We start from the raw sequence: 24,982 nt of genomic DNA, 5'->3' as shown, positions 1-24,982 counted from the left end.
TGTCTTCATGACCCTGCAACGCCTGGCCGCTTCCCCGCAGGCCGACGACGAACGCGCCGAGCGCATCCTGGCCGCCGCGCGCGAGCTGCTGTTGGCGTGGGGTTACAAGCGGGTCACCGTCGATGAAATCGCCCGCCGCGCCCGTGTCGGCAAGGGCACCGTCTACCTGCACTGGAAGACGAAGGAGACGCTGTTCACCGAACTGCTGCGGCGCGAGCTGCACAGGCAGCTCGACATCCTCGCCGCCGGAATCGAGCAGGAAGCGCCCGCCGCCCTGCCCAGCAGGCTGGTCCGGGAGGTGTTCCTGCAGCAGGCCCGCAACCCCCTCGGCCGGGCCCTCCACGCTGGTGACAGTGAAGTCCTCGGCACACTCGTGATCACCGCGAACGGCCTTCCCGTTATCCAGGAACTCGGCTTCCACACCCTGCTCGCCCGCCTCGTCGATGTGTGGCGTGAGCACGGGCTGGTGACCGTCACCGCATCGGCGGCGGACCAGATCTACACGATCGACGCGGTGCTGACCGGGTTCGTCACGGGGGGCATTGCCGTCCCCCCGAGCGAGGAGCTCCCCCCGGACCACCGGGCGGACCTGCTCGGCCACACGATCAAGGCAGCCCTCGAGCCCTCCGCCAGGCCGGACGAGGCCACCCTCCGCGCAGCCGCTCAGGACGTTCTCGCCGCCTTGGCGGCCGGACAGGGCACGCTCGCCGAGGCTCGCTCGCGCTCGACGTCCCGCTGAGCGGCAGGGGCCCCGTCGGCCGGGCAGACCGGACGACGACGGCACAGGGGCTCCGGCTCATCCCAGTGACTTGTGGGCAGGCCCGGCCACGGAGTGACGCCTGGAGAGGCCTCCTGCGGCAGCGGCGTTGCGGCCACTCCAGGGGCGGGCCGTGCCCGGTCCTCGCGCGCCTTCGCCCGGTGCTCGGAGCGGGTGGTCAGGCGAGGCCGGGCGGGCCAGGGTGCTGGAGTGCCTGCGCTGCGGGACTGTGTCGGCCACGGCCTGGCACTCGACTCTCGCCGTTCTGAAATCAGAACGACGAAAGTCGAGAGGGATGTGTACCGCCGAAAGAACCGAGCCCGCCGGCGGCGGAAGCCGCGGCGGCGAGTGTCCCGCCGCTGTGCAGGCTCACGGTGGGGCGGCCATCACCGGGTAAGTGCTGGCGTCAGCCCTCGCCGGGTTTCTGGCAAAGCCGTTGCCGGAGGGTTTTCCAGGATCTGTTCCGTTTGAAGGGCATCTCGAAGACCTGGGAGAACAGCCATGCCCCGAGCACCGAAACCGGCAGGGCCAGGGCAAGCGTGAACCAGAACGTGGGCAGGCCGGGAGACACGAAATGCGGGGCCACTCGCCGGATCACGGCCATGACGACCGGCAGATGAATCAGGTAGAGGCTGTAGGAGAAGTCGCCGAGACTTCGGATCGGTCGTGTGGTCAGGAGCCGTAGCAGCATGGCGGGTCTGCCGGTGGCCCCCGCGGCGATCAGCATCGTCATGGCGGGAGCGGCGGCGAGGTCGATCCAGAAATAGTGGTTCACCGTCCACACGGAACCCTTCACGACGCCGAGAGCCAGGACGGGCACGGCGGCCAGGGCGGCGAACCCTCCCCATGGCAGGCTGCGAACCCGGTCCCGCGCGGCGACGACTCCCGCGCCCACCATGCCCGCGACGAACACGGGCGCGAGGTGGGGAGCAAGCCAGTTGTCGCTCTCCACCGGGGTTGCGTCAGGCGCGATCAAGCCGCGGACGATCACCGGAAGTGTCACGCACGCGACCAGGACCGCCGCGCTCGACCGGCGCCGGACAAAAAGGAGAAGGGGAAAGAGGAGATAGAGCTCGGCCTCCACTCCGATCGACCAGAAGGCGCCGTTGGGTGTGGGCGCGGTGATCATGTCCTGGGCGACGAGACCGAACACCAGGACGGACCGGGCAGTAGGTGGCCCGAAGTGCGAGGCCGGCACCACGAACCAGGAAACGATCAGGCTCATGGCCAGCGCCGCCCAGTACGGCGGCAGGATGCGCCAGGCGCGCCTGCGCAGGAACTGGGCGACGCCGCCCGACCGCCAGCCGTGACGTGCCGGGGAGATGGCCAGGGAGAAGCCGGACAACACCAGGAAGAAGACGACGGCGAGGCGCCCGAACATCAACCCCTTCAGCCACGGAGGCGCCGAACTGTCGGGGTAGCCGGGGAAGGTGTACAGCCAGCAGTGAAACAGCACCACATACAGTGCCGCCAGGCCGCGGAGGCCGTCCAGGCCCACCACTTGCGACTGGACGCGAGCTCGGCTCGCCGTCTCTTCCTGCCCTGCTGGGGCTGAGGCCAGCGCTGCCAAGTCGAGGGCGCCGGCGGCCGGACGGTTCAAGTCCGCGGAAATTGTTCAACCCCTTCTCCTGGCAGCGCGTTTGACCGCCGACCCGTGTCCCTGGCGGTGCGCCGGGCGGCACAGTGCCACCACAGAGACTTGGTACGTGCCGCCCGCCTCAGAGGTTCAACACGAGTGCGCCCACTGATCGGGCCGTAGGCCTCAGCCCGTCGCGGCGGCTTTCTGTCCGGACGGGGTGACGGCGTACCACTCGTTGTCCTTGCCCTGGCCGTTTGCCTGTTCGGCCTTTGTGTCGCCGCTGTACCGGTAGAGCGGCCAGCCGGCGAGGGTGAGCTGCTTCATGCCGTTGCGGTGAACCGTGCCGAGAAGACTCTTCTCAACCCCCGAGGTCTGTACCGAGTCCTGCACGATGACCGGCAGCCACGTCTTTGTGCACGCGCCGGAGCACGTCCATTTGGACGGAGTCGACTCGTCCTTGTCGTAGCGGTAGAGGGTCATCCCCCTGTCGTCGGTGACCACGCTGCCCATGCCTGTCATCGCCTCGGCCATCACGATGGTGGTCGTGGCCGTCTGCCCGGCCCCGGCCCTGCCGCTGTCGCCCGGCGCCGAGGTAGCCGGCGCGGAGGCCGCCGGATCCGAGGCGGCCGGGGCTACGGAGGCGGCGTTGGCGGGGCTCGTGCCGTTCGAGGAGCCGCAGGCCCCCAGCAGCAGCGGGGCGGCGAGCCCTACGGTGAGGCTCAGGACGATGCGTCGGAGGATCAACGAGCTGCCCTTCTTCAGGAGGCGCATCCACTTGCCCCCTTATTACGTCGGCCGACTCCCGCCCTCTCAGCCGCTGGTGCCACATGACGCAGTCTTGACCATCGCCGTGCTCTGCCACAGAGCCAGGAGTGCGGGGAGCAGCTGTGTGAGGGGGGTGGGCTGCCCGCCTCCGGCAGCCTGCACTGCCGCCGTCACCTACCCCGCCGTTGCCAGGACTCCGGCCGCCGCCGCTGTGCGCGCCGCTCGGCGGGGAGTACGCCTTCGTGGCCACCGCCATCGGAGACACGCGCCCCGCACATCAGCGACGCCGAGAGCTGGTCAGAGCCTCTGCGCCTCGCCGTCGTCGGGGCGCTACGTTCCGAGGCGCGCCGACGAGGCGGCGCCCGCACATCGGGGCGCCCTGACCGACAACGAGGACGCCCCGCTGCCCGGTCCGGAGAAGGTGGGCAGTAGTTCGTTTGCCGGCACCTCGTGTCCGATCCCGGGTACGCCGGTCGGTGTCACGTCAGCTCGGCGATGTTCGAGGGCGCCGCCATGTCGAGGGAGGCGCGTACGAACGCGGCCACCGCTTGGGAACGGCAGGTCTGGGGCCAGACCACGATGACGGTGCTGGGGCCGATGTCGGAAACCAGGACGTAAGTCAGGCCGGGATGGGCCGCCGAGTCGGCGTAGGAGGCGGGCAGGAAGGCCACGGCCCGGCCGAGTACGACCGCGTCGAGCATCCGGTCTTCTCGACCCGCGGGCCAGGTGGTGCGTGCACGTCGTGAGCGGTCCAGGTGTCGGTGGCCGCGTTGTTGGCGGCCTGCCCCGCATGCCCGGCCAGGGCATGTACGGGGCACTCGTCGGCATCATCCCCGGAGCAGTGGCCACCAACCTCGCGCGCCACCTGTCGCCCGAAGCACTGCAGGCCTCTGCCGCCGTCCTCCGGGCAACACCCGACGTGTCCTTACTGCTCCAGCCCGACGACATCGCCCGGGCCGTCCTCTTCGCCGTCAGCCAGCCCACCACCGTGAGCATCGACGAGATCACGGTCAACCCGCAGGCCGACATCCAGCCCCGGATGCGGTGACGTCCCTCCACGCCGTGAACCGCTTGCCGTGTTGGGCCGTTGCTGATTCGCTCATCGGCGAAGCGCTGCAGGCAACGCCGGGTAAGAGACGAGCGTGAGTACGGCGCCGAGACCGGGGCCGGATGGTCGTGCTACGGCTCAGCCGTCGGCGCCGGTCTTCTCGGTGACCGCCGGTGCGAGATCGCCGACCGCGACACGTCCCCGCTTTTCCGGCACCCCCGCCGCGATGAGTACGGCAACGGCGGTACGGGCTCCGTCGTCCTCCAACGCCCCGCTGTTCACCTGTTCCAGCAGCGCGATGTACATCGCTTCCAGCCCGGCGCCCAGCACGGTGGGCGGCAGCCGCGTGTGGAAGACGCCGTCCCGCTGTCCCCGTTCCAGGATGGCCGTGGCCTCGGCGCGGGCCGGCGCGAGGATCTCGGCGACGCGCTCGGCGCCCAGGTCGCGCCGCGTCAGCGCCAGCAGCAACCGATACCGGTCCGCCACCGGCCAGATCGAGAGAGCGAAGTGCGCCAACGCCCGTTCGGCCGGTGCTTCCGGCTTCGCTCTCTCGGCCAGCGCCTCGCGCAGCGCCTCGGAGGCCTCCTCCGCAAGCGCCTCCAGCAGCGCGGCGCGGCCGGGGAAGTTACCGAACAGGGTGCGCCGTACGACGCCGGAGGCGCGTGCCAGTTCTTCCATCGTCACGTCCGGGTTTCGCCCCAGCTCCAAGCGGGCCATGGCAAGGATGCGTGCTCGGTTGGACTGGGAAACGCGTCGCTGCGGCATGTCGGCCGCGGGCTTGGTCATGGGGAACCTCGATGGGACGGTGCGGAGAGTGACGGTATCCGGCGCACGGAATCCCTGGATCGCCGGCCGAGACCCGGTGCGTTGCGGACATTGCAGGGGCCGCGCGTGGGACCACGTTCCTGTCTACAGATCCCTGCCGGCGTTGCCCTCGTCGTCCGAAGGATCTTGCCGGTCGGTCTGGTTCCGGGCAGAAGCGTCCGTGTCCTGTTCTTCCAGCAGCTCCAGGATCGCGGCGTCGGCCTTCTGCTGGTCCTCCTTCGTCAGTTCGACAGGTGCGTTGCTGTAAACGGTGTACCGGTCGGGATCGACGATGTTGGCGGCCCTCAAGGTGAACGTCAGAAGCGGGCGCCATCCTTTGCGGTGGCCGACCTTCGCCCGTATCTCGACCTTGTAGTTACGGGGCTCCGCGGCGAATCCCGAAAACGGCGCCTCGAACTCGATGAAGAGTTGTTTCGCTTCTCTGCCGGCCACGGCGAACCCGGCAGGCAGTTTCAGTTCCTCGTCCGGCCCCGGTTCGAGACGAGACGGTGAGGACTTCCAGAGGAGCGGTAGATGAGAGGCGGGTTCGTTGGGGAAGGTGAGCAAGAGATCCTGCACGACTATCGGCTTCGCTCCGGTGTTGTGAAGGACGAGCGGGAGGCGCAGGCACGCCAGGGAGGGATGGACAATGGCCGCGAAGGAATGGGGTTCCCACGTCTCCAGACGTCCTTGCCTGGCGTTGATCCACCAGAAAGAGGCGACGGTGAAGACCAATGCACAGACCGATACCAGGCTCGGTCCAGTAAGCGATGAGGACGCGTACTGACCAGCAGCGACCGTCAGCGGAAGCACCCTTTCAGTGTGCCAGCCCCAGGATGGGCACGCTAACAGGAGTCATGACCCCGACCGGGATGCTTCATCCTGCGGCGAGGAGGTGCGCCAGCAAGGCATCCACGTCGATGTGCTCGGTTTCGGTACCTCTGGGCACCAGCGCCTCGGTTTCCTGCAGGAACGCCTTGATTTCCTGCACCGGACCTTTGAGCAGGGCCCTACCGTCCGGCGGCGTGAGAAGGGCGAACAAGTCGCAGTGAGCAGACTCTCCGGCGGGCCATATGCGTATGTCCCCCTCACCGGCGGGGCCCTTCAGACCGTCGATCAGAAGATCTCGTCCGATGATCCATTCCACCGTATCGTCGCTGCCGGGCGCCTTGAACACGGCACGGACCGCATAGGGATCACCGGGCTCGTAGCGCAGCCTCATGTCCATGGGCAAGGACATCTCATGCGTGACAACAAGCTGCACAGACAACCGCCGAATCATGGTTCTCAATGACTTCATCGGTCCTACTCCTGGTGCCTCGACTGGTACGGAAGAGCCGCCGCCGGTTTCCAGGGCTACGGCGGGGACCGGCGGCGGACGGCACGAGAGGGTCGGGAGGACCCGCTTCTCGTGCCGTCGCGGGTGCGCGCAGGGCCGGCAGGAGCAGTCAGTACCACCACTGCCGGCCGGGGCAGCACCGGGATACGGCCGACGCCGGTTGCCCGACAAGGGCAGCCCGCGTGTCAGCGACCGGTGTTGTGCCGGTCGCGGTCGTGGTGGCTCGCCTCGCCACGTGTCGCGTCATCATGCGAGTCGTGGCGATCGCCCCACCGGTAGCTGACGTCGTCGTCCCAGCGGGAGTGGTTGCCACGGTCCCAGCGGAGGTCGTCATCCCGGCTCCGGCGGTGGTCGTCGTTGCGATCCCAACCGTGGTCGCTGTCGCGGCCGGAGCGGTAGTCGTCACGGTGCCAGCCGTGGTCGCGGTGGCCGTCGCCCCAGCGGTCGCCGTCGGTCTCGGCACGGGCGGCGACGCGCTGGACGTGCCCGGACACGGATGGCGCGGCCGAGGCGGTACCACCGGTGCCGAGAACGGCTCCACCGGCCACCGCCAGCGAGGCAAGGGCGACGCACACGCGCTTTTTGAGGTTGCTCACGGGTTTCTCCTTCGGGTCGGAGCACACCGTCGGTGCGACGGGTGCTCCCTTCACTGAACGGCTCCGCACTGCGCCGGTGACTCGGGAGAGGCTGCCGGCACGGTGATGCCCCGCAGTTCCATACGTTGTATGGAACTGCTCGTTCAGTAATACCATACGTGGTATGGAAAGTGGAAGCGGCGCTGTCAGCGCGGGGGCGCACGCGAAGGGCCCCGCCTGCTCTCCGCTGTCGCGGGCAGGCGGGGCCCAAACGTGGTACGGCCGCCGACAAGGTTCAGTACTGATCGGAACCTGGGCTGCAGCGCAGCTCAGGCCCAGGTGACGGCGTCATGGACGGGCACGCGGGGCAGCCGCGGGAACCACGGGTCGGCACCGGGGTGACCGATGTTGACCACCAGATGCGAACGCCAGCTGGTATCGGCGAAGAACTCCTCGTCCACGCCGGCCTTGTCGAAGCCGGCCATGGGACCGGCCGCGAGCCCTGCCGCGCGCACCGCGAGCAGGAAAACCCCGGTCTGCAGTGCCGAGTTGTAGGCAGCGAGGCGCTCGCGCGTCTCGGTCTGGTCGGCGAACGCCGCTCGCAGCATGGCGCCACGGGCCGGGAAGACCACCGGCATCTGCTCGTGGAAGTCGACGTCGTACGCCAGGATCGCCACGGCCGGTGCGCTGAGTGTCTTGGGCCTGTTGCCCTCGTCGAGATGCCGGGCCAGCCGCTCCTTGCCCTCGCGGGTGCGCACGAAGAGCACACGCAGTGGCTGACCGTTGGCGGCGCTCGGCGACCAGCGGGCGAGTTCCCAGATCGTGGTGAGTTCGTCGTCGGTAACGGCCGCCGCGGCGAAGGTGTTCGCGGTACGGGCCTCGGTGAACAGCAGCTTTCGACCGGCGTCGTCAAGGACATCGAGGGGCTGCGATTCGCGATAGGTCATGCTCACGGTTTCTCTCTTGCTTCGGTGCGTGGACGGTGTGGTTCCTGGGCGGCCCGCTTGCGCCGATCCGCGCCCAACCGGGCGAAGTAGGCGACCAGTTCGGGAGCGTCGACCGCCGCGGGGTTGAGGACCTGGTCGGCGGGGGCACCCTGGAGGAGGCGCTTGACGGGGATTTCCAGCTTCTTGCCGGTGCGGGTGTGCGGGATGGCCGGCACCGCGAGGATCTCGTCCGGGACATGGCGGGGAGAGGCGCCGCTGCGGATCGCGGCCCGGATCTTGTCGCGCAGGGCGTCGTCCAGGCCGACCCCGTCGGCGAGGACGACGAACAGGGGCATCCAGTAGCCGCCGTCGGGTTCCTCCGCGCCGATGACGAGGGCCTCGGTGATCTCGGGGAGACGTTCGACGATGTCGTGGATGTCGGCGCTGCCCAGGCGCACACCGTTGCGGTTGAGGGTGGCGTCGGAGCGGCCGTGCACGACCACCGAGCCATGGGAGGTGAGGGTGATCCAGTCGCCGTGGCGCCACACGCCCGGGTAGGCGGCGAAGTAGGCGTCGCGGTAACGGCTGCCGTCGGGGTCCTTCCAGAAGTACAGCGGCATGGACGGCATGGGGCGGGTGACGACCAGTTCACCGACCTGATCGACGACCGGCCGTCCCGCGCCGTCGTACGCCGCCAGCGCCACGCCGAGATTCGGGGCGGACAGCTCACCCGCCCAGACGGGCATCGTGGGGGCGCCGCCGGCGAAGCCGGAGACGATGTCCGTACCACCGCTGGTGGAGGCCAGCTGAACGCCGGGTCCCACGTGGTCGCGGACCCAGGGGTAGGCGGAGGCAGGCAGCGTGGAGCCGGTGGAGCCGATGACACGGATGGCGGACAGGTCGTGCACGGTGGGCTCGACGCCGAGCTTGGCCATGGCCAGCAGGTACTGGGGGCTGGTGCCGAAGACGGTGACCTGGTGGCGGGCGGCCAGCTCCCACAGGATGTCGGGGCGCCCGGACGGCACCGGGCTGCCGTCGTATGTGCAGGTGGTGGCACCGGTCAACAGGGTCGAGACGACCAGGTTCCACATCATCCAGTGGGTGGTGGTGTACCACAGCAGGCGGTCCCCGACCTTCAGGTCGCTGTGCAGTCCCAGGGTCTTGAGGTGCTCCAGCAGGACGCCGCCGTGCCCGTGGACGATGCCCTTGGGCAGGCCGGTGGTGCCGGAGGAGAAGACGATCCACAGCGGGTGGTCGAAGGGCACCGGAGCGACGGTCAGGTACTCGGTCCGGGTGGCCGCGTCCTCCCAGGAAACCGTCAGTCCGGTGTGCCGGGTCTCGGGCCGGCCGAGACCCAGGTGATCCACGAGCACCGTGGCCTTCAACGAGGGCAGGGCGTCGGCCAGTTCGAGGGAGGCGGCGCGGCGGTCGTGCGTGGTGCCGTTGAAGAGGTAGCCGTCCGCGGTGATGAGCACCGTGGGTTCGAGCTGGGCGAAGCGGTCGGCCGCGGCCTTGGGCGCGTAGTCCTGGCCGCACACCGACCACACCGCGCCCAGGCTGGCGGCGGCGAGGAAGGCGATGACGGCGTGCGGGGTGTTGGGCAGGTAACCGACCACCCGGTCGCCGATTCCCACGCCCAGGTCGCGCAGGGTGGCGGCGACGGAGGCGACCTGGGCGCGCAGCTGCCGGCCGCTGATCTCGTAGCCGGCGCCCCTCTCGTCCAGTGCGGTGATGGCGGGGGCGTCCGGGTGCAGGTAGCGCAGTGCGTGGTGCGCGTAGTTGAGGGTGGCGCCGGGGAACCAGCGGGCGCCGGGCATGGTCTCCTCGGCCAGCACCCGCTCGTACGGTGTCGTCGCGTCGATGTCGAAGTAGTCCCACACCGCGGCCCAGAAGCCTTCCAGGTCGGTGACCGACCAGCGGTGCAGGGCCGGGTAGTCGGCGGGGTCCTGGACACCGTGGGCACCTCGGTGCCGGGCGGCCCATCGGGCGAAGTCCGCGATGCGGCTGGCGGCGGCCGCCTGCGGGTCGGCGGCCAGAAACGGTTCTGGGTACGGCATGGGGTGCGGGGTGGTCATGGTGTGGTGCTCCTCGTCAGGGAACCGGCGGGGCGACGGGCCGTGTGCAGCAGCGGTGCCCAGGCGACGGTGTCGGTGAAGTCGCCGGCGCCGGCGGGGACGGTGTCCAGTACGACGCGGTCCGGGCGCAGCAGGACGGCGTCGGCCCGGCCGCGTGCCAGCCACGCGGTGAGGGTGCCGTCCTCGCCCAGTGCGTCGAGGTGGACTGTGGACGCACCCAGCGCCGCGGCCACGGCCGTCATCCGCGCGGTGGGCGGCACAGCGGTCAGGACGGCGAAGGAGTCGCCGAGAACATCGTCGAGGCGCACACGCCGGCCGTCGCGCAGCACCCAGGGCTGCGGGCAGTAGGTTCCGGCCAGTGCCCGGCCGGTCAGCCGGGGGCGGCGCCGTACCAGGGGACCGGTGGCCAGGGCGGGGCTGAGGTCGCGGCTCACCGCCGCGGTCACGGCGGGGATGCGGCAGGCCGTGCCCACGACGGCCCGGCGGAGCGCCGCGGCACGGTCCTGGCCGCCGGTCATGGCCCAGCCGACGGCGACCGCTACGCGGATCAGATGGCGCGCGTGCGGCTTGCGTTCGAGCTCGTAGGAGTCGAGCAGCTTCTCGTCCGCGCCCTGTTGGAGGACGCGGGCGAGTTTCCAGGTGAGGTTGTGGGCGTCGCGCAGGCCCGAGCACAGCCCCTGCCCGATGAAGGGCGGGGTGAGGTGGGCGGCGTCGCCCAGCAGGAAGACGCCTCCCCGCCGCCACCGGTCGGCGAGGCGGGCGCGGAAGGTGTACTGGGCCTGCCGGATCACCTCGAAGTCGTCGCCCCCCTCGGCGTCGGACGGCAGGTCCACCCAGGGGGCGACCAGTTCGCGCAGGCGCTCCCGCCCGGCCGGGCCGTCCAGGGGTTCGTCCTCCGGCAGCCGGAACTCCCAGCGGTAGCGGTCCTCGCCGATCCGCATGAACGTGGCCGGCCGGGTGGGGCAGCAGATCTGCTCCGCGCCCTCCCAGGTACGCACCCGGCGGTCAGTGCGTACGTCGATGACCCGCCAGCTCTCCTCGAAGTGCAGGTCCTCCCATACGGCGCCGATGGCGTCACGGGTGAGGCTGCCCGCACCGTCGCAGCCGAGGACGGCATCGGCCCACACGTATTCCTCGTCGTCGCTGCCGTCGCGGCGGAAGGCGACGAGTACCGGTCCCCTGCCGCCGAGGGACTGGGTGAGGGACACGACCTCCACCCCGCCCCGCAGCTCGCACTCCGGGCGCTGCGCCAGTGCGTCGCGCAGCAGGCGTTCCAGCTCGGGCTGGTCGAACATGCTGGTCTGCGGGAAGCCGTGGTGACCTTGCCGGGATCGCGCGAACTCGGCGATCACGCGGTGCCGGGCGTCCAGCAGCCGCAGCCCCCCTGCCGGACGGGCGATGGCGTCGAACTGCTCGTGGACACCGGCGTGCTGCAGGATCCGGCGGACCTCGTCGTCCACGACGACGGCGCGTGGCAGGGGGTAGACGTCCCGGTGGCGTTCCAGGACGAGGGTGCGCACCCCGCGCCGGGCGAGCAGAAGGGCGGCCGTGACCCCCACGGGCCCCGCGCCGATGATCACCACCTGCATCCGGGCTACGGCGCTCACCTCGCGTCTGCCACGGGGGAGCGCTGCTCGCCGAGGTCGATCCGCCCGTCGGGGGTGGCGATCGTGGCGGTGATCAGGTCACCGTTGCGCAGATAGCGGGGGTTCTTCGCCTGCCCCTTGAAGAACGCCTTCCACTTCACCGCGGGCGGCAGCAGTGCGCTGATCTTCTCGACCGGCTTGGGCGGAGCCTTGAGAGCTGTGCCGCCCGGCGTGCCGGTCAGCAGCAGGTCGCCAGGATCGAGCGTCTGGAAGCGCGCGAGCAGGGTCAGCGCCTGCGCGGGCCGTACGATCATGTCGGCGAGCGTACGGTCCTGGCGCGGTACGCCGTTGACCGACAGCCGCAGCCGCAGGTCGATCAGACGGTCGAAGTCCTCCGGCTCCAGCAGGGCCAGGTACGGCCCGGTGGGCGTGAAGGTCGGGTAGGACTTGCTCTCGTAGAACTGGGTCTTGGTCAGCTGAACGTCGCGGGCGCTGACGTCGTTGGTGAGGACCAGCCCGGCGACGTATGACGGCAGGTCACTCTCCTCGACGACGGTGCCCACCGGCAGGGAGGCGCCCATGACCAGGCCGAGTTCCACCTCGTAGTCGAGGAACTTCACGTGTGCCGGGCGGACGATCGCCTCGTGCGGGCCGCTGACCGAGCCGGACGCCTTGCGGAAGAAGGTGGGCGGGATCTCGCCCCGGAAGCCCGAATCACGGGCGTGGCTACGGTAGTTGACCATCTGGGCGACGACCCGGCAGGGGGTGGTGACCGGAGGCAGGGCCACCAGGTCGGCGACGGGCGTGCCCTTCTCGGCGGACGTGGCGGCCTCGCGGACCGCGTCCCGATCGGCGAGCAGCTCGGCGGTGGTGACCGCCTTGGTCTCGACGCGGACGGCGCGCTCGTCCCGGACGGCCCACCAGCCGTCCCTGGTGCGCAGAACATTGGTGCTCATGAGCTCATCGCTTTCATCAGGCCCAGCAGGCGTGCCGGGTCGAGTTCGTTGTCGCCGCGCAGGGCCGTCATGACCTCGCGGAGCTTGGCGGGGGACGGGTTGGCGCCCAGGAAGTCGCGGGTGACGGGCGGACCCCACTGGGCCAGGCCGCTCGCCGACATCGGCGCCCAGCCGGGTTCGACGTCGCAGGAGAACAGGTCGCCGTCGGAGAAGTGCTCCAGCATGAAGTGGTCCGGGTCGCGCCAGTAGTCGAAGAGCTGGCTGCCCTGGATGTGCCGGCCGATGCCCCAGCTGCGCTTGTAGCCGCGCTCGGCCAGGTACTCCCCGCCGGCGGCGATCGCGTCGAGGTCGGTGACCTGGTAGGCGGAGTGCACGTAACCGGTGCCGGGCCCCAGGTGCAGGGCCAGGGTGTGGTGGTCCACGGCCAGGCTGCCCTGGTCGCAGCGGATGAAAGCCATGGTCGGTCCGCGGCCGCGCTGCCCGTCCAGGAACAGGAAGTCCGACACGATCAGCCCGAGGGTGTCCAGGTACCAGTCCAGGGCGCGGGCGAACACGCGGGTCTCCAGCACCAGATGCCCGAGCCGCTGGATACGCGACGGCTCACGGGGCGGTCGCTGGGTGGCGTTCGTACGGCGGTGTTCGCCGCCGGTGTTGAGGAGCAGCGGCTGTTGGTCGGGCAGCGCGGGCAGCTGCTCGGCGCAGTACACGACCCGGACGGGGAAGCCGGAGGGGTCGAGCAGGGCGACCGACTGTCCGCCACCGGGTACGTCGATGTCCCGGACAGAACTGCCGGTGGCGCGGGCGAGCCGGTCGAGATCGGCCCGTTCGGCCGCGCGGAACGCCGGCCCGATGAAGCGGGAGGCCTGCCCCGTTCGGATGACCATGCAGGGTGAGCCCGCGTACGTGCCGCGCAGCCACAGTTCCCGCTCGGTGCGGGCGGCGATCGCGAAGCCGAAGTCACGTGCGAACACCTCGGCCCGGTCCAGGTCGGGCTTCTCGAATTCCAGCCATGCCAGGTCGGCCGCCTTGATGACGGGGTTGCGCGCGCGTCCGGGGTGCTCGCCCCGCAGGGCGCCCAGCTCGCTGTGGAGATCCTGGTGGGGCGTCGGGAGGTCGGCGGTGTTAACGGGGGTGTGGGACATGGTGTCCTCCAAGCAACATTGCCGTAATGAGGAAATCATCAGCTTTGCCGTTACCCATCGTCAATAGAGCTGCGCCATGTAATTGAGGAAACCATCAGTCATGCGGTGATCATCGGGCAGCTGTAGACTCGGCGTATGCCGACGTCAGCCCCGCGCAGGAACCGCTTCGAGCGGCGGCGCGCCGAAACCCGGCAGGCGCTCGTCCGTGCGGCCCGGCAGATCCTTCGCGGAGACCGGGGACACCAGCGCCAGCATCCAGGCCATCGCCGAGCGCGCGGATGTGGGCTTCGGCTCCTTCTACAACCACTTCGCGACGAAGACGGAGCTGTTCGACGCAGCGGTGACGGACGCTCTGGAGGAGTTCGGGCAGGTCATCGACGAGCGCGTGCGAGGCATCGAGGACCCGGCCGAACTCGTCGCGGCGGGCTTTCGGCTCACCGCCCGGATGGTCGACTCCCACCCCGAACTCATGCGGATCCTCCGCGAGCGAGGTCTGGACCACATACACTCCGACCGCGGCCTCTCCCCCCGCGCGCTGCGCGACCTGGAGCGCGGCATCGCCTCGGGTCGTTTCACCTGCGTGAACGCGACCATCGCCCTGTCCGCCATGGGCGGCACCCTGATGTCCCTCGTGGCGCTGCGGCTGGACCGCCCCGAGCTGGACGGCGACGAGACCGCTTCCGACCTGGCCGAGATGGTCCTGCGCATGCTGGGCGTCCCCGCGGACGAGGCCCACAAGGTGACCCGGCGCCCCCTGCCGGACATCGACTGACCCCGAGAGGCCCGGAGTCCCTAGGGGCCCCGGGCCTCTGCGTGCTCCCACGGGAGGGTTACCTCATGGCCGCCAGGGCCGCGTCGACGCCCGGGAGGGGACCTCCGCGTCAGCGGATGTCCCCTCCGTCCCGTCGAGTGACCACCTCCAGTCGGTCACATCACCTGCACGCCGGCTGCCACGGCGTCCCGCGTACCGTCGTCCTCCTGGGACAGCAGGCCACGGAACGTGGCCACCAGGCGTGGCACGTCCGCCATGCCGACGGCGCCGCCGAAGACGTAGTGGTCGGGGCGCAGCAGCAGGGCCCGTTGCCCGGTCCGGGCCAGGTAGCGCAGGTAGGTGCCGTCGAGGTCGACGACATCGGCCGGCCCGTGTGCCGCTTGGTCGTCGGTGACCCTCAGCAGGCGGATCCCGATCCCCTCGCACCAGGCCAGGGCGTCCTCGTCGAGCACCTCACGCGGGTCCCGGCTGGCCAGGAGGGTGAAGCCGGTACCGACGGCCTGGTCGAACAGGCCGCTACGGACCCGATGGCGCACGCGTCCTTGTGGCCCGAGTTCCCCGGCCGGCTCCACCGGTGCGCCGGTGGCGTCGCAGGCCAGCAGGCCGCCGGTGAGGGGGCGGTGCGGCAGGAAGGCGTCCGGGTCGCTCTGCTCGGCGAGCAGGCGTGCGTCGCGTGCCTCGGCTGCGACCGGGTCCGGCTCGCAGATGATCTGGCCGAGATACATCGACACCTGGATCGCGTGCTGCAGATGCTGGGAGCGTTCGACGGTGTAGGTGTCGAGCAGGTCCGCGCCGGTCCGCCCGGACATCACCAGGTCGAGCTTCCAGGTCAGGTTGGCGGCGTCCCGGATGCCCGAGCACATGCCCTGCCCTGCGAAGGGGGGCATCTGGTGGGCGGCGTCGCCGGCCAGCAGCAGCCTGCCCGCGCGCCAGGAATCGGCCCAGCGGGCCTGGAAGGTGTAGACGGTGTGGCGTTCCAGGGTGGCGTTGCCGGGGTGCAGGTCCCAGGGCTTCAGGAACTGCCACGCGGTCTCGGGCTGGTTGAGTTCGGCGAGGCTCTCGCCGGGCAGTCGCATGAACTCCCAGCGGCGGCGGCCCGGGCCGCCGGAGACGACCGTGCTCGGTCGCGCCGGGTCGCAGACCTGCAGGTTCCGCGGCGACCACACTCGGTCCTGGTCATGGGGGATGACATCCACGACGAGCCAGTCGTAACGGAAGCCGAGGTCGGTCACGGAGGTGTCCATGCGTGAGCGCACGAAGCTGTTCGCGCCGTCGCAGCCGATCAGGTAGGCGGCCTGCAGGGTGCGATGCCGGCGTACGCCGTCGCGCATGAGGGGCGTGTCTCCGGCGCTCTCCGCGACCGTGAGGCGCACCGAGGCGGCGTCCTCGTCGATGTCCACGGCTTCCCAGCCGCGCAGGATGTCCAGGCCGGGCAGGGCCCGGGCACGGGCCTCCAGGGCGGCTTCGAGACGTGGCTGGGTGAAGGAGCTCATGACGGGCCAGCCCGAGTGGGTGGTGTCCTCGAAGGAGAGACGCAGCAGCAGGTCGCCCTTGCCGTTGCGCCACACGTAGTCCTCGGCGGGCTCGCACAGGGTGGGCAGCTCGTCCAGCAGAGAAGCCAGGGTCCGGGCCACCTCGTGGTCGAAGACCACCGCCCGCGGTAGCGGGTAGGCCTGCGGCCAGCGTTCGACGACACCGACCCGCCACCCGCGGGTGGCGAGCTGGACGGCCGTGGTCAGGCCGACGGGCCCGGCGCCGACCACCAGTACGTCGTACACGCCGCTCGCCCCGGAACCTTCGCTGTGGTTGATGTTCATGATGTTCGTCCTTCCTTCAGGAGGCGTCGTGCGCGCCGGTCATCAGCGCGGCGAGATCGTCGGGTCGCAGGAAGGACGGCGGTACGGGCGGTCCCCAGTTGTACAGAGCGCGGGCGCCCTCCCAGACCTCGGGCGTCCAGAGCTGGTCGTCCACGATGCAGTCCATGTCGGAGTAGTACTCGGAGAAGTTGCCGGCCGGGTCCCTGAGGTACCAGAAGAAGTTCGAGCCGACCTGGTGGCGGCCGAGGCCCCAGACATGGCGCTCGGGGTGGCCCTGGAGCATGCGGGTGGCCCCGCGTCCGACCTCGTCCACGTCGTCCACCTGCCAGGAGGAGTGATGCAGGAAGGCCAGCGGGGCCCGCTGGACGAGGACATTGTGGTGGTCGGTGGAACAGCGCATGAAAGCAGCCGATCCCTCCACCAGGTCGCTGACCTTGAAGCCGATCCCCTCGCTGAAGAAGCGCTGGGAGGCCTCCTGGTCGGTCGAGCCGAGGACGACATGCCCCAGCCGCCGGGGCCGCACGCTGTCTTCGCGCAGCACCCCGGGCGCGCGCACGTTCGGACGCTCGGCACGGCCCGGAGCGTTGTACGGCACCGGAGCGGGCGCGGTCTGGGTGATGCGCGGGTCGACCTCGACGGTGACGGTGACCTCGGTACCGGGGTCCACCGCACGCAGGCGGTGGGCGTCCCGCACCACCGGCACCTCCAGCCGGCGCAGGGCGGCGCTGATCCGGTCGATGTCGTCGGGGGAGTCGGCGCCGACGACCAGTTCCTCCAGACGGCGCCGAGGTGCCTGGACGATCTTCAGCTGCTCGCCGCCGTCGACGGTGGCGAAGCGGCCGTCGCCGAGGTCGGTCAGTCCGAAGTCGGCGTAGTAGGCCGAGGTGGCGGCGACGTCGGGTACGCCCATCGTGATGTGGGAGAGACGGTGCAGTGGCATGGCAGGCTCCTTGCGGCTCTGGTCACTCGTCGCGGGTGAGGAGGGCGGGGCGGCGCTCAGACCGCGTCGGTGCGCTGGGGATGGCCGGGCCCGGCGATCAGCGGGTTGCGGAGTTCGCCGATGCCCTCGATCCAGCTGCGCAGTTCCTCGCCGGGAGCCAGGAAGCGGCGCGGGTCCCGGGCGCCGCCCACCCCCGCGGGCGTACCCGTGAAGATCAGGTCGCCGGGGAGCAGCCGGCAGATCGCCGAGATCCGGGCGATCTGCTCGGGCACCGAGAAGATCATCTGCGAGGTGCGGGACTCCTGCATCGTCTCGCCGTTCACGGCACAGCCGAGCGCCAGATCGTCCGGCTGCTCCAGCTCGTCGGGCGTGACCAGCACCGGACCGGTGGGGCTGAAGCCGGGGAACGACTTGCCGAGCGAGAACTGTGGCGCCGGCCCCCGCAGTTGGACGCCGCGGTCCGACAGGTCCTGGCCGAGCGTGACGCCCGCCACGTGGTCCCACGCGTCTGCCGCCGCGACCTGATACGCCTCGCGGCCGATCACCGCGACCAGCTCCACCTCCCAGTCCACCAGCGCACTGGGCAACGTGACCGTGTCGTATGGTCCCGCCAGGGACGTGGGGAACTTGGTGAAGACGGCCGGGTGGGCGGGCGTCTCCACCTGGGACTCCGCGACGTGGTCGGCGTAGTTCAGGCCGACCGCGAAGACCTGCCGCGGGCGCGGAACGGGCGGACCCAGTTCCTGCTTCTCGAAGGGGGTTCGCGGCTGATCGGCCACGGCCGCGGAATCCGCCCAGGCGCGGAACTCGTCCCAGCGGTCGAACACCGCCTGCGGGTCCGACGGGAACAGCCCGTTGCCGGCCTTCTCCACATCGATGACGCCGTCCTCGTGGACGAGCACCAGACGGCCGTCCAAATTTGCTGTGCGCATGGCACCACACCTCCATGGATAAAGAGAGAGTCCCGAAAGGGGTTCCGCCGCCGCCCGCAGTGGGCGCGGTTGCGGCTACCTGTGAGTCAACCGGCTGCTGCCGCTCCGGATATCGGTCCCAGGAGCCAAAAAAACCGACCTGATTGAGCTGACGGACCACCGATGAGCTGTCGCACCGTGTACGACGACGAGGTCGCGCAACGCACGAGCCGACCCCTGCTCACCAGGGCCCATCGGGTATTTTGGTCACCGGAAACGGCGTTTCCGTAGCCGCGCCGGCTGTCCGCCGTCGACGCGACCACGGGCTCATGTGGCGCGAGTGGCGCGCCGCACCAGGTATCGAGGAATGCGGGTCATGACGCGACAGTGGCTTCTTGCGCTTCGCCCGGACCCCGACCGGGCGGTGGAGTCGGTCCTGCCCTGGGCGGCCACGGCAGCCGCGACGGAGACCCTCGGCGAGGACCCGGTCCGGTGGGCGGCACAGACCGCGTCCGTCATGGCGGCCGAGATCCTCGGCGAGGTTCCCGAGCACGGCGGCGGCCAGCCCCAGATAACGACACTGCGACGCTCCACGGAGTCCGCCGTCCTCGCCACCCTGCGCATGCTGCTGTCTCAGCCGTCCCAATCAGCTGCCGCCTCGACCGACGAAACACGCGAAGGGTGCCGTGAGTTCGCCCGGCGCGGCATTCCGCTCGACCGGGTGCTGCGTGGAGTGCGGCTCGGACATGCCCGGCTGGCACACGACCTGGCGGCGGCGATCGAGGAGCACGTGCCGGCCGACGCACGCGTGGCGGAGCTGCGTGAGGTCAGCGAGTTGCTGTTCGCCTACACCGATGCCCACTCCAGCGAGATGGCGGAGGAGTACATCGCGGAGCGGGACCGCTGGCGGGGCAGCGACCAGGCCGCACGCCGCGCGGTCGTCGACGATCTGCTGGCCGGACGCAAGATCGACGAACCGGACGCCACCCGGCGCCTGCGCTACGACGTCTGCCGCACCCATGTCGCCGCGGTGCTCAGGTGCGACCGCGCCGAGGCAGGCCTGCCCGCCCCGGAACGGCTGCAGCGCACCGCGGCCGACATGGCCCGCGCCGTGGGAGCGGCCGGGATGCTGCTCACTCCGCACACCGAGACGACGGCGTGGGTGTGGCTCGCCCTGCCCGGGGACGGGACGGCCCGTCCCGCCGAGAAGCTGAGAAGCGGTGTCGAACCCCCACCGGGGGTGTACGCGGCTCTCGGCCCGACCGGACAGGGCCCGCAGGGGATGCGTCGCAGCCACCTGGCCGCCCTGCAGGCGGAACGGATCGCCCTCCAGGCGGGAAGCGGCTGGCTGTGCGACTACCGGGACGTCCGCCTGGTGGCCCTGGCCACGGCCGAACCGGAACACGCGCGCTGGTTCGTGCAGGACGTCCTCGGCCCGCTGGCCTCCGACGGCGCCCGCATGTGGGAGCTGCGCGAAACCCTGCGGATCTACCTTGCCGAGGAGCACGGTCTGCGGACGGCGGCCGACCGTCTGCACGTGGCGCGCAACACCGTGACCTACCGGGTCAAGCGCGCGCAGGAACTCCTGCCCACGTCGGACGACGCCTACAGCTCGCTGGAACTGCGCTTGGCACTGGAGATCGCGCAAACCCTGTAGGCCGCGTCCCGATGTGCCGTGCGGAGAGCTGTCGGTCCTGGCCGGTCAGGCCACCGGCCGACGCCAGCGCAGGACCCCCCGGGTGCCGCCCGTCGCGACGGCCGTCAGTTCCAGGCCTTCCCGGGTGAACCGGACGGAACGTTCCAGGACCGTGCCCAGCCAGTCTCCGTAGTGGCTGACCTGGACGTGATGAAGTACCGCTCCGTCCGGTGTGAGTTCCCAGGGCCCGGCGTACGCCACGGTCCCGCTGCCGATCTCCGGCAGTCCGGAGGCACGCGCACCCCCGGGGTCGGCCGTAAGCAGGGCGCTCATCCAGCCGTCCGGCGTATAGAGGAGCACGCCGCCAGGATGTTCCCCCAGGGGGTGGGAGGTCACTCCTTCCCGTTCGACCGTGAAGTCCTCCAGGACCCAGGTGCCGACGATGTCTTCCATGATCACCTCATATGTGGTTCGCAGGGGTTGCGGACATGGCACGGGACAGTGCCCGAGCGGCTCGACCAAGTGGCCGGCTCCCGCCCACCCATGACGTCCAGTGGACGGTCCCCGCCTGCGGCAGCTCTGGGTCCACGGAGCAAAAAAGTCCGCTCACTTTTGCGCTGGGCGGTGTTACGGCAGGGCTGATCCTGCGCCAGCGGGGCGCGCACCCCCGGGCAAGGGCGACATCTCTCACCGGTCACCGTAATTCCGGTCGAGGTGGTGGCCGTACCGGTCGCCGTGCTCGTAGCGGTACCCGTCGTGCCGGTACGAGCTGCCGGACGTGGCCGAATCGGTGGCGCGGCCGTCCCGGTGCCAGCCACGGACCGCGTCCCAGGAGTAGCCCTGTTCAAGGAGGTATCCGACACCGTGGTCCCAGCGGTAGTCGTGGGTCTTGACGCTGACGCCAGAGTGCTGGACGCGGGCGGGCGTGGGCGTCGCGGCAGACGCGGTGCCCCCGGCACCCAGGACGGCCGCACCCGCGACGGCCACGGAGGACACAGTGACGGCGATGCGCTTGGCGAGGTTCTTCATGATCTTTCCTTCCGGCTGGCGCGATCCGCGCCATCGGCTGCCTGAGTAGGCGATGTGGGACGACTGGTGTTGTCGAGCAAGCCTTTCCGTACGCTGTACGGAAGCGTGCGTCCAGTATTACCATACGAAGTATGGAAATGTCGAGGCGGAACCGGCGGCCTCCGCTCCCGGTGCGGCCGTGCGAGGGCTCGTAAGCCCCCTCATGCTGGAGGCGAGGGGGGTGTGACAACGGAGGGAGTGGTGAAGATGCGGACCGTTGTCGACCTCACGCGCTGCCAGGGCTATGCGCAGTGCGTGTTCCTCGCGCCGGCGATGTTCGAACTGCACGGCGAGGAGGGACTGCTGTACGCCACTGCTGTGCCCGACGACCAGGTGGAACGCGTGCGCCAGGCCGCGGCCGCGTGCCCGGTCCAGGCCATCATCCTCGGGGAAGAGGTGACCACCGGTGCCCGCTGACCTCAAGGACGGTCGTATCGTCATCATCGGTGCGTCACTGGCCGGGCTGCGGGCCGCGGAGGCGCTGCGCGAGGAGGGCTTCACCGGCTCGCTGACCGTGGTGGGGGACGAACCCCACCCGCCCTACGACCGACCGCCACTGTCCAAGCAGGTGCTGCTCGGGCAGGCGACTGCGGAGACCACCGGACTGCCGATGCGCCGGGACCCGGACGCCGAATGGCGGCTGGGCGTGCGCGCCACCGGGGTTGATCTGCTGGACAAACGGGTGGCCCTGGAGGACGGGGAGTCGCTGCCGTACGACCGGCTGCTGATCGCGACCGGAACCCGGGCGCGGCCCTGGCCCAACCCGGAGGAGGGCGCCCTGGACGGCGTGTTCACCCTGCGTACGTGGGAGGACGGCGCAGGTCTGGCGGAGCGGCTGGCCGCCGGGCCGGAGCGGGTGCTGGTGATCGGCGGCGGCTTCACCGGCTCTGAGATCGCCTCGGCCTGCCGTGAACTGGGGCTGGAGGTCACGGTCGCCGAACGTGGACCCGCACCCCTGGTGGGGGCCCTGGGCGGCACCCTGTCGAAACTCGCGGCCGTCATGCAGCGCAACCATGGCGTGGACCTGCGCACCGGGGTGACCGTCACCGCCCTGAACGGCAACGGAGGTTTCACCGGCGCCTCGCTGTCCGACGGCAGCCGCGTCGAGGCGGACGTCTGCGTCGTGGCGCTGGGCGCGATCCGCAACGTGGAGTGGCTGGCGGACGCCGGGCTGGCGTCGGGCCCACGCGGGATCGCCTGCGACGCCGGGTGCCGTGCCTTCACCATGTACGGCATCGTCACCGACGACGTCTTCGTGGCCGGCGACGTCTCCCGCTTCCCGCACCCGCTGTTCGGCTACCAGATGCTGTCCCTGGAGCACTGGGGCAACGCGGTCGAGCAGGCCGAGGTGGCGGCCCACAACATGGTCAGTCCGGGGGCGTTGCAGCGCCCGCACCTGGCCATCCCGACGTTCTGGTCGACCCAGTTCGGTCTCAACATCAAGTCGGTGGGCGTGCCCACCTACTCCGACCACGTGGTCATCGCCCAGGGCTCTTTGGAAGCGCGCCGCCTCGCCATGGTCTACGGCTACCAGGGACGGGTCACCGCCGCGGTCACCGTCGACATGGCCAAGTCGCTCCCGTACTACCGGCACCTGATCGAGACGGGCGCACCGTTCCCGCCCCCGCCCGGCGCGGCGGACCGGGCGATCGCGGCCGACGTCCCGATCCCGTCCGCCGTACCGGATCCTTCCGTGCTCTCCCACGGACCCACAGTGGCGCTCACCGGATATCTGCCCGACCGCCGGCTGACCGTGGTACCGCCCACGCGCTGACCCGCGGCCCGTTCCACGACTCCCACCACGAGGAGCCACCATGGACTCCGAGACCTTGCTGGCCCGGATCACCGACTACGCCAACCGCCCCAACCCCTACCCGCTGTACGCGGAACTCCGCGAGGCCGGTCCCGTGGTCCGGCAGGCGGACGGAAGCTACCTCGTCGGCGGCTACCACGAGCTCGCCCTCCTGCTCCACGACCCGCGGATGAGTGTCGACCCCCGCATCCGTGGCGAGGTGACCCACAAGCCGCCGTTCCTGCGGCTCGACGACCCCGAACACCACCGGCTGCGCACCCTGGCCATGCGACCGTTCGGACCACCGCACAGCCCCGGTCGCATCGACGGCATGCGCGGCGAGATCGAGCGGATCACCAAGGAACTGCTGGAGCCCTTCGAAGCCGGCCGGCAGGTCGACGTCGTCGACGACTTCGCCTACCCGCTGCCCGTCACGGTGATCTGCCGCCTGCTCGGCGTGCCCCGCGAGGACGAGCCGCTCTTCCGGGGCTGGTCCGACGCCCTGGTCGCGGCCGCCGATGTCCGGCCCGATACGGACACCACCGAAACCGACAAGGCCGGTGACCAGGCACGGACCGAGATGGGCGGCTATCTGCTGAACCTCGCCGAACAGCGCCGTGGCAACCCGGGCGACGACATGCTCTCCGCGTTCGTCAACGAGCCGGACCCGGCCCTGCGGCTCACCCAGGAAGAACTGGCCGAAACCGCCATCCTGCTCCTCATCGCCGGACACGAGACCACGGTCAACCTGATCACCAACGGCGTGCTCACCCTGCTGCGCCAACCCGAGCAGCTGGACCATCTGCGCCGCGAACCCGAGCTGCTGCCCCGGGCGGTGGAGGAACTCCTGCGCTACGAACCCCCGGTCCACATGCGCCAACGCATCCCGCGTGAAGACATCGACATCGCCGGCACCCCGATCGCCCGGGGCACCTCCGTCTTCCTGGTACTGGCCTCGGGCAACCGCGACCCGAGGCGGTTCGACGAGCCCGACCGGTTCGACCCCACCCGCCCGGACAACGAGCACCTGGGCTTCTGCAGCGGCATCCACTACTGCTTCGGCGCGCCCCTGGCCCGTCTGGAGGCCCACGCCGCACTCGGTGCACTGCTCCCGCACCTCGGCTCCGCGCGCCTGGTCGAGGACCCGCCTCCCTACCGGCAGAACGCCATGCTCCGCGGCCCCCGTCACCTGCTCATCGACATGTGAAGCCACCCGGAACCGGCCCCCTCCTCACGCTGTGGCGGGAAGGGGGCGCCGGGCGATGTCGCGGGCCTCGTCCGCGGACAGACCGAGCATGTGCGGAAGGGGTCTACCGTGGGGCTCGCTGCGCGGCCGGGCCCTTGGCTGTACGTGGGGGCGATGTTCCACGACCTCGGGCTGACCAAGAGCCTGCGCCGCACCGACCAGCGCTTCGAGATCGACGGCGCCGAGGAGGCCCGCCACTTCCTGCACGCCCACGGCATCACCGGCGAACCCGCCGACCGGGTCTGGACGAGCATCGCCCTGCACACCACCCCGGAGATCCCGCCGCACATGGCATCCGAGATCGCCCTGCCAGGACGTCCAGCTCGACGCCGCAGGTGAGCGGTCGTCTCGGCGCACCCGCGCCCGGACTTCAAGAACCAGATCCTCGCCGCGTTCACCGAGGGCGTCCAGGACCGCCCCGACACCACCTTCGGCAACGTCAAGGCCGACGTACTGGCCCACTACGTCCCCGGCTTCCGCCGCGGCGACTTCGTCGAGGTCATCAAGGGCTCCGCCTGGCCCGAGTGACCGAGCCGCGACCGGAGGTCGACGAGCCGCAACCGGAGGTCGACGAGCCGCAACCGGAGGTCAACTCGGCGGGGGCTTGAGCAGGGCTTCCACGATGTCACGGAGCGGGCCCACCAGGTCGTCGGGTGCCGCGTCGGCCAGCGGTCGCACACCGACCGCCGAGCGTACGACGGCGACGCCGACCCCCAGTGCGACCAGGAGCTCCGCCCGCAGCAGGGCGTCGGGTGCCGGCGCGGCACCCGACGCTTCGAGTACCTGCCGGCCGAAGTCCTCCAGGGCCCGCCGGCGCAGCTCGGCCACCTGCTCGTCACCGGAGTCCCGCAACAGCATCAGCACCGGATGCTCGCCGAACTCCGCCCACGCCCCGGCCGCCAGCTGACGGCTGAGCGCCTCGGCCAGCGCGGCCCGGTCGCGCGGAAACTCCTCCTCGCCGCCCAGGAACCGGGGCGTCGACGCCAGCGCCGCCTTGAACAGGCCCTCCTTGGAGCCGAAGTACCGTTTGACGAGCGCCAGATTGACCCCCGCGTCCGCCGCGACGTCCCGCAGCGTCGTACGGTCGTACCCGAGCCGGGTGAACCGGGCGCGGGCGGCCAGCAGGAGCGCTCGGCGCGTCGCCGACGCGTCCCGGCGCCGACGGTCGGCCGTCGGATGGGTCGGCTCGGGCTGCGAGGGTGCGTCGTTCGGGTCGTCCGCTGACACGTCGGCTCCTCTCATGGACAT

24 protein-coding genes and 2 pseudogenes are annotated in these 24,982 nt (G+C 70.5%); 8 read left to right on the top strand and 18 right to left on the bottom strand.

Annotated features, from left to right (window positions below; all coding sequences use genetic code 11):
• Window positions 1–7 precede the first annotated feature (7 nt).
• Window positions 8–739, top strand: a complete 732-nt coding sequence (locus ABTY98_RS02235; protein WP_352218961.1) for a TetR/AcrR family transcriptional regulator — start codon at window positions 8–10, stop codon at window positions 737–739.
• 424 nt (window positions 740–1,163) lie between these two features.
• Here the strand turns inward: ABTY98_RS02235 and ABTY98_RS02230 are convergent, their stop codons facing one another.
• From ABTY98_RS02230 to ABTY98_RS02220, 3 genes are all read right to left on the bottom strand, one after another.
• Window positions 1,164–2,255 carry an acyltransferase family protein gene (locus ABTY98_RS02230; protein WP_352218960.1) on the bottom strand — a complete coding sequence of 364 codons (1,092 nt, stop codon included), beginning with the start codon at window positions 2,253–2,255 and terminating at the stop codon, window positions 1,164–1,166.
• A gap of 264 nt (window positions 2,256–2,519) precedes the next feature.
• Window positions 2,520–3,107, bottom strand: coding sequence for a hypothetical protein (locus ABTY98_RS02225; RefSeq protein WP_352218959.1), 588 nt, complete (start codon window positions 3,105–3,107; stop codon window positions 2,520–2,522).
• A gap of 473 nt (window positions 3,108–3,580) precedes the next feature.
• The gene (locus ABTY98_RS02220) at window positions 3,581–3,802 is read right to left on the bottom strand and encodes a type 2 periplasmic-binding domain-containing protein (protein WP_352218958.1); all 222 of its coding nucleotides are present in this window, start codon (window positions 3,800–3,802) and stop codon (window positions 3,581–3,583) included.
• Between the two features lie 89 nt (window positions 3,803–3,891).
• On the opposite strand from ABTY98_RS02220, the gene ABTY98_RS02215 reads away from it, so the two are divergent.
• Complete coding sequence (locus ABTY98_RS02215; protein ID WP_352218957.1) at window positions 3,892–4,149, top strand: SDR family oxidoreductase; 258 nt, start codon at window positions 3,892–3,894, stop codon at window positions 4,147–4,149.
• Between the two features lie 138 nt (window positions 4,150–4,287).
• Here ABTY98_RS02215 and ABTY98_RS02210 read toward each other — a convergent pair whose 3' ends face one another.
• The 9 genes from ABTY98_RS02210 to ABTY98_RS02170 form a co-directional block, all read right to left on the bottom strand.
• The gene (locus ABTY98_RS02210; RefSeq protein ID WP_352218956.1) at window positions 4,288–4,935 is read right to left on the bottom strand and encodes a TetR/AcrR family transcriptional regulator; all 648 of its coding nucleotides are present in this window, start codon (window positions 4,933–4,935) and stop codon (window positions 4,288–4,290) included.
• A gap of 123 nt (window positions 4,936–5,058) precedes the next feature.
• A complete protein-coding gene (locus ABTY98_RS02205) occupies window positions 5,059–5,766 on the bottom strand; it encodes a hypothetical protein (RefSeq protein WP_352218955.1) in 708 nt (235 codons plus the stop codon).
• Window positions 5,767–5,830: 64 nt separating this feature from the next.
• Window positions 5,831–6,253 (bottom strand): SsgA family sporulation/cell division regulator, encoded by a 423-nt coding sequence (locus ABTY98_RS02200; RefSeq protein WP_352218954.1) that lies wholly within the window; start codon window positions 6,251–6,253, stop codon window positions 5,831–5,833.
• A 224-nt stretch (window positions 6,254–6,477) separates the two neighbouring features.
• Entirely contained in the window at window positions 6,478–6,888 is a 411-nt protein-coding gene (locus tag ABTY98_RS02195; RefSeq protein ID WP_352218953.1) for a hypothetical protein, read from the bottom strand.
• Window positions 6,889–7,196: 308 nt separating this feature from the next.
• Window positions 7,197–7,814 carry a malonic semialdehyde reductase gene (locus ABTY98_RS02190; protein ID WP_352218952.1) on the bottom strand — a complete coding sequence of 206 codons (618 nt, stop codon included), beginning with the start codon at window positions 7,812–7,814 and terminating at the stop codon, window positions 7,197–7,199.
• A gap of 2 nt (window positions 7,815–7,816) precedes the next feature.
• Complete coding sequence (locus tag ABTY98_RS02185) at window positions 7,817–9,868, bottom strand: acetoacetate--CoA ligase (protein ID WP_352218951.1); 2,052 nt, start codon at window positions 9,866–9,868, stop codon at window positions 7,817–7,819.
• A complete protein-coding gene (gene mhpA / locus ABTY98_RS02180; RefSeq protein WP_352219206.1) occupies window positions 9,865–11,457 on the bottom strand; it encodes a bifunctional 3-(3-hydroxy-phenyl)propionate/3-hydroxycinnamic acid hydroxylase MhpA in 1,593 nt (530 codons plus the stop codon). Before mhpA (ABTY98_RS02180) ends, ABTY98_RS02185 begins: the two co-directional genes overlap by 4 nt.
• 14 nt (window positions 11,458–11,471) lie before the next feature.
• Window positions 11,472–12,410 (bottom strand): fumarylacetoacetate hydrolase family protein, encoded by a 939-nt coding sequence (locus ABTY98_RS02175; protein WP_352218950.1) that lies wholly within the window; start codon window positions 12,408–12,410, stop codon window positions 11,472–11,474.
• Window positions 12,407–13,552 (bottom strand): VOC family protein, encoded by a 1,146-nt coding sequence (locus tag ABTY98_RS02170; RefSeq protein WP_352218949.1) that lies wholly within the window; start codon window positions 13,550–13,552, stop codon window positions 12,407–12,409. Before ABTY98_RS02170 ends, ABTY98_RS02175 begins: the two co-directional genes overlap by 4 nt.
• A gap of 135 nt (window positions 13,553–13,687) precedes the next feature.
• On the opposite strand from ABTY98_RS02170, the pseudogene ABTY98_RS02165 reads away from it, so the two are divergent.
• A pseudogene (locus ABTY98_RS02165) lies at window positions 13,688–14,324 on the top strand (TetR/AcrR family transcriptional regulator).
• 155 nt (window positions 14,325–14,479) lie between these two features.
• Here ABTY98_RS02165 and mhpA (ABTY98_RS02160) read toward each other — a convergent pair.
• Genes mhpA (ABTY98_RS02160) through ABTY98_RS02150 form a run of 3 tightly spaced genes read right to left on the bottom strand, consistent with a single transcriptional unit; the run spans window position 14,480 to window position 18,013 of the window.
• A complete protein-coding gene (mhpA, locus tag ABTY98_RS02160) occupies window positions 14,480–16,141 on the bottom strand; it encodes a bifunctional 3-(3-hydroxy-phenyl)propionate/3-hydroxycinnamic acid hydroxylase MhpA (RefSeq protein ID WP_352218948.1) in 1,662 nt (553 codons plus the stop codon).
• 16 nt (window positions 16,142–16,157) lie between these two features.
• Entirely contained in the window at window positions 16,158–17,081 is a 924-nt protein-coding gene (locus ABTY98_RS02155) for a VOC family protein (RefSeq protein ID WP_352218947.1), read from the bottom strand.
• A gap of 56 nt (window positions 17,082–17,137) precedes the next feature.
• The gene (locus ABTY98_RS02150) at window positions 17,138–18,013 is read right to left on the bottom strand and encodes a fumarylacetoacetate hydrolase family protein (protein WP_352218946.1); all 876 of its coding nucleotides are present in this window, start codon (window positions 18,011–18,013) and stop codon (window positions 17,138–17,140) included.
• Between the two features lie 355 nt (window positions 18,014–18,368).
• Between ABTY98_RS02150 and ABTY98_RS02145 the strand changes: the two genes are divergently transcribed.
• Complete coding sequence (locus ABTY98_RS02145; protein WP_352218945.1) at window positions 18,369–19,649, top strand: PucR family transcriptional regulator; 1,281 nt, start codon at window positions 18,369–18,371, stop codon at window positions 19,647–19,649.
• Window positions 19,650–19,694: 45 nt separating this feature from the next.
• Here the strand turns inward: ABTY98_RS02145 and ABTY98_RS02140 are convergent, their stop codons facing one another.
• On the bottom strand, window positions 19,695–20,081 hold the full coding sequence (locus ABTY98_RS02140; RefSeq protein WP_352218944.1) for a lipocalin-like domain-containing protein: 387 nt from the start codon (window positions 20,079–20,081) through the stop codon (window positions 19,695–19,697).
• 234 nt (window positions 20,082–20,315) lie between these two features.
• Entirely contained in the window at window positions 20,316–20,657 is a 342-nt protein-coding gene (locus ABTY98_RS02135; protein ID WP_352218943.1) for a hypothetical protein, read from the bottom strand.
• 246 nt (window positions 20,658–20,903) lie between these two features.
• On the opposite strand from ABTY98_RS02135, the gene ABTY98_RS02130 reads away from it, so the two are divergent.
• The 4 genes and pseudogenes from ABTY98_RS02130 to ABTY98_RS02115 form a co-directional block, all read left to right on the top strand.
• Window positions 20,904–21,113 carry a ferredoxin gene (locus ABTY98_RS02130; protein WP_352218942.1) on the top strand — a complete coding sequence of 70 codons (210 nt, stop codon included), beginning with the start codon at window positions 20,904–20,906 and terminating at the stop codon, window positions 21,111–21,113.
• Window positions 21,103–22,470: an NAD(P)/FAD-dependent oxidoreductase gene (locus tag ABTY98_RS02125; RefSeq protein WP_352218941.1), complete on the top strand. Its 1,368-nt coding sequence runs from the start codon at window positions 21,103–21,105 to the stop codon at window positions 22,468–22,470. Before ABTY98_RS02130 ends, ABTY98_RS02125 begins: the two co-directional genes overlap by 11 nt.
• 40 nt (window positions 22,471–22,510) lie before the next feature.
• Window positions 22,511–23,695 (top strand): cytochrome P450, encoded by a 1,185-nt coding sequence (locus tag ABTY98_RS02120; protein ID WP_352218940.1) that lies wholly within the window; start codon window positions 22,511–22,513, stop codon window positions 23,693–23,695.
• A gap of 114 nt (window positions 23,696–23,809) precedes the next feature.
• Window positions 23,810–24,262 (top strand): annotated as a pseudogene (locus ABTY98_RS02115) (HD domain-containing protein); the annotation flags it as partial.
• 60 nt (window positions 24,263–24,322) lie between these two features.
• Here the strand turns inward: ABTY98_RS02115 and ABTY98_RS02110 are convergent.
• Window positions 24,323–24,961 carry a TetR/AcrR family transcriptional regulator gene (locus ABTY98_RS02110; protein ID WP_352218939.1) on the bottom strand — a complete coding sequence of 213 codons (639 nt, stop codon included), beginning with the start codon at window positions 24,959–24,961 and terminating at the stop codon, window positions 24,323–24,325.
• Between the last annotated feature and the right edge of the window lie 21 nt (window positions 24,962–24,982).

Origin of the sequence: Streptomyces sp. NPDC096040 (genome assembly GCF_040303265.1) — a bacterium.
Lineage (GTDB): Bacteria > Actinomycetota > Actinomycetes > Streptomycetales > Streptomycetaceae > Streptomyces.
Note: the sequence above shows the minus strand (reverse complement) of the source record. Positions and strands in the feature narration are given on the sequence as shown.

Excerpts from the sequence above, each read along its gene's own strand:
- ABTY98_RS02155 (WP_352218947.1), bottom strand. The coding sequence starts at position 17,081 with ATGCCACTGCACCGTCTCTCCCACATCACGATGGGCGTACCCGACGTC.
- ABTY98_RS02130 (WP_352218942.1), top strand. The coding sequence starts at position 20,904 with ATGCGGACCGTTGTCGACCTCACGCGCTGCCAGGGCTATGCGCAGTGC.
- ABTY98_RS02145 (WP_352218945.1), top strand. The coding sequence starts at position 18,369 with ATGACGCGACAGTGGCTTCTTGCGCTTCGCCCGGACCCCGACCGGGCG.
- ABTY98_RS02200 (WP_352218954.1), bottom strand. The coding sequence starts at position 6,253 with ATGAAGTCATTGAGAACCATGATTCGGCGGTTGTCTGTGCAGCTTGTT.
- ABTY98_RS02210 (WP_352218956.1), bottom strand. The coding sequence starts at position 4,935 with ATGACCAAGCCCGCGGCCGACATGCCGCAGCGACGCGTTTCCCAGTCC.
- ABTY98_RS02185 (WP_352218951.1), bottom strand. The coding sequence starts at position 9,868 with ATGACCACCCCGCACCCCATGCCGTACCCAGAACCGTTTCTGGCCGCC.
- ABTY98_RS02150 (WP_352218946.1), bottom strand. The coding sequence starts at position 18,013 with ATGCGCACAGCAAATTTGGACGGCCGTCTGGTGCTCGTCCACGAGGAC.
- ABTY98_RS02175 (WP_352218950.1), bottom strand. The coding sequence starts at position 12,410 with ATGAGCACCAATGTTCTGCGCACCAGGGACGGCTGGTGGGCCGTCCGG.
- ABTY98_RS02190 (WP_352218952.1), bottom strand. The coding sequence starts at position 7,814 with ATGACCTATCGCGAATCGCAGCCCCTCGATGTCCTTGACGACGCCGGT.
- ABTY98_RS02140 (WP_352218944.1), bottom strand. The coding sequence starts at position 20,081 with ATGGAAGACATCGTCGGCACCTGGGTCCTGGAGGACTTCACGGTCGAA.
- ABTY98_RS02135 (WP_352218943.1), bottom strand. The coding sequence starts at position 20,657 with ATGAAGAACCTCGCCAAGCGCATCGCCGTCACTGTGTCCTCCGTGGCC.
- ABTY98_RS02225 (WP_352218959.1), bottom strand. The coding sequence starts at position 3,107 with ATGCGCCTCCTGAAGAAGGGCAGCTCGTTGATCCTCCGACGCATCGTC.
- ABTY98_RS02215 (WP_352218957.1), top strand. The coding sequence starts at position 3,892 with ATGCCCGGCCAGGGCATGTACGGGGCACTCGTCGGCATCATCCCCGGA.
- ABTY98_RS02220 (WP_352218958.1), bottom strand. The coding sequence starts at position 3,802 with ATGCTCGACGCGGTCGTACTCGGCCGGGCCGTGGCCTTCCTGCCCGCC.
- mhpA (WP_352219206.1), bottom strand. The coding sequence starts at position 11,457 with ATGCAGGTGGTGATCATCGGCGCGGGGCCCGTGGGGGTCACGGCCGCC.
- ABTY98_RS02235 (WP_352218961.1), top strand. The coding sequence starts at position 8 with ATGACCCTGCAACGCCTGGCCGCTTCCCCGCAGGCCGACGACGAACGC.
- mhpA (WP_352218948.1), bottom strand. The coding sequence starts at position 16,141 with ATGAACATCAACCACAGCGAAGGTTCCGGGGCGAGCGGCGTGTACGAC.
- ABTY98_RS02170 (WP_352218949.1), bottom strand. The coding sequence starts at position 13,552 with ATGTCCCACACCCCCGTTAACACCGCCGACCTCCCGACGCCCCACCAG.
- ABTY98_RS02120 (WP_352218940.1), top strand. The coding sequence starts at position 22,511 with ATGGACTCCGAGACCTTGCTGGCCCGGATCACCGACTACGCCAACCGC.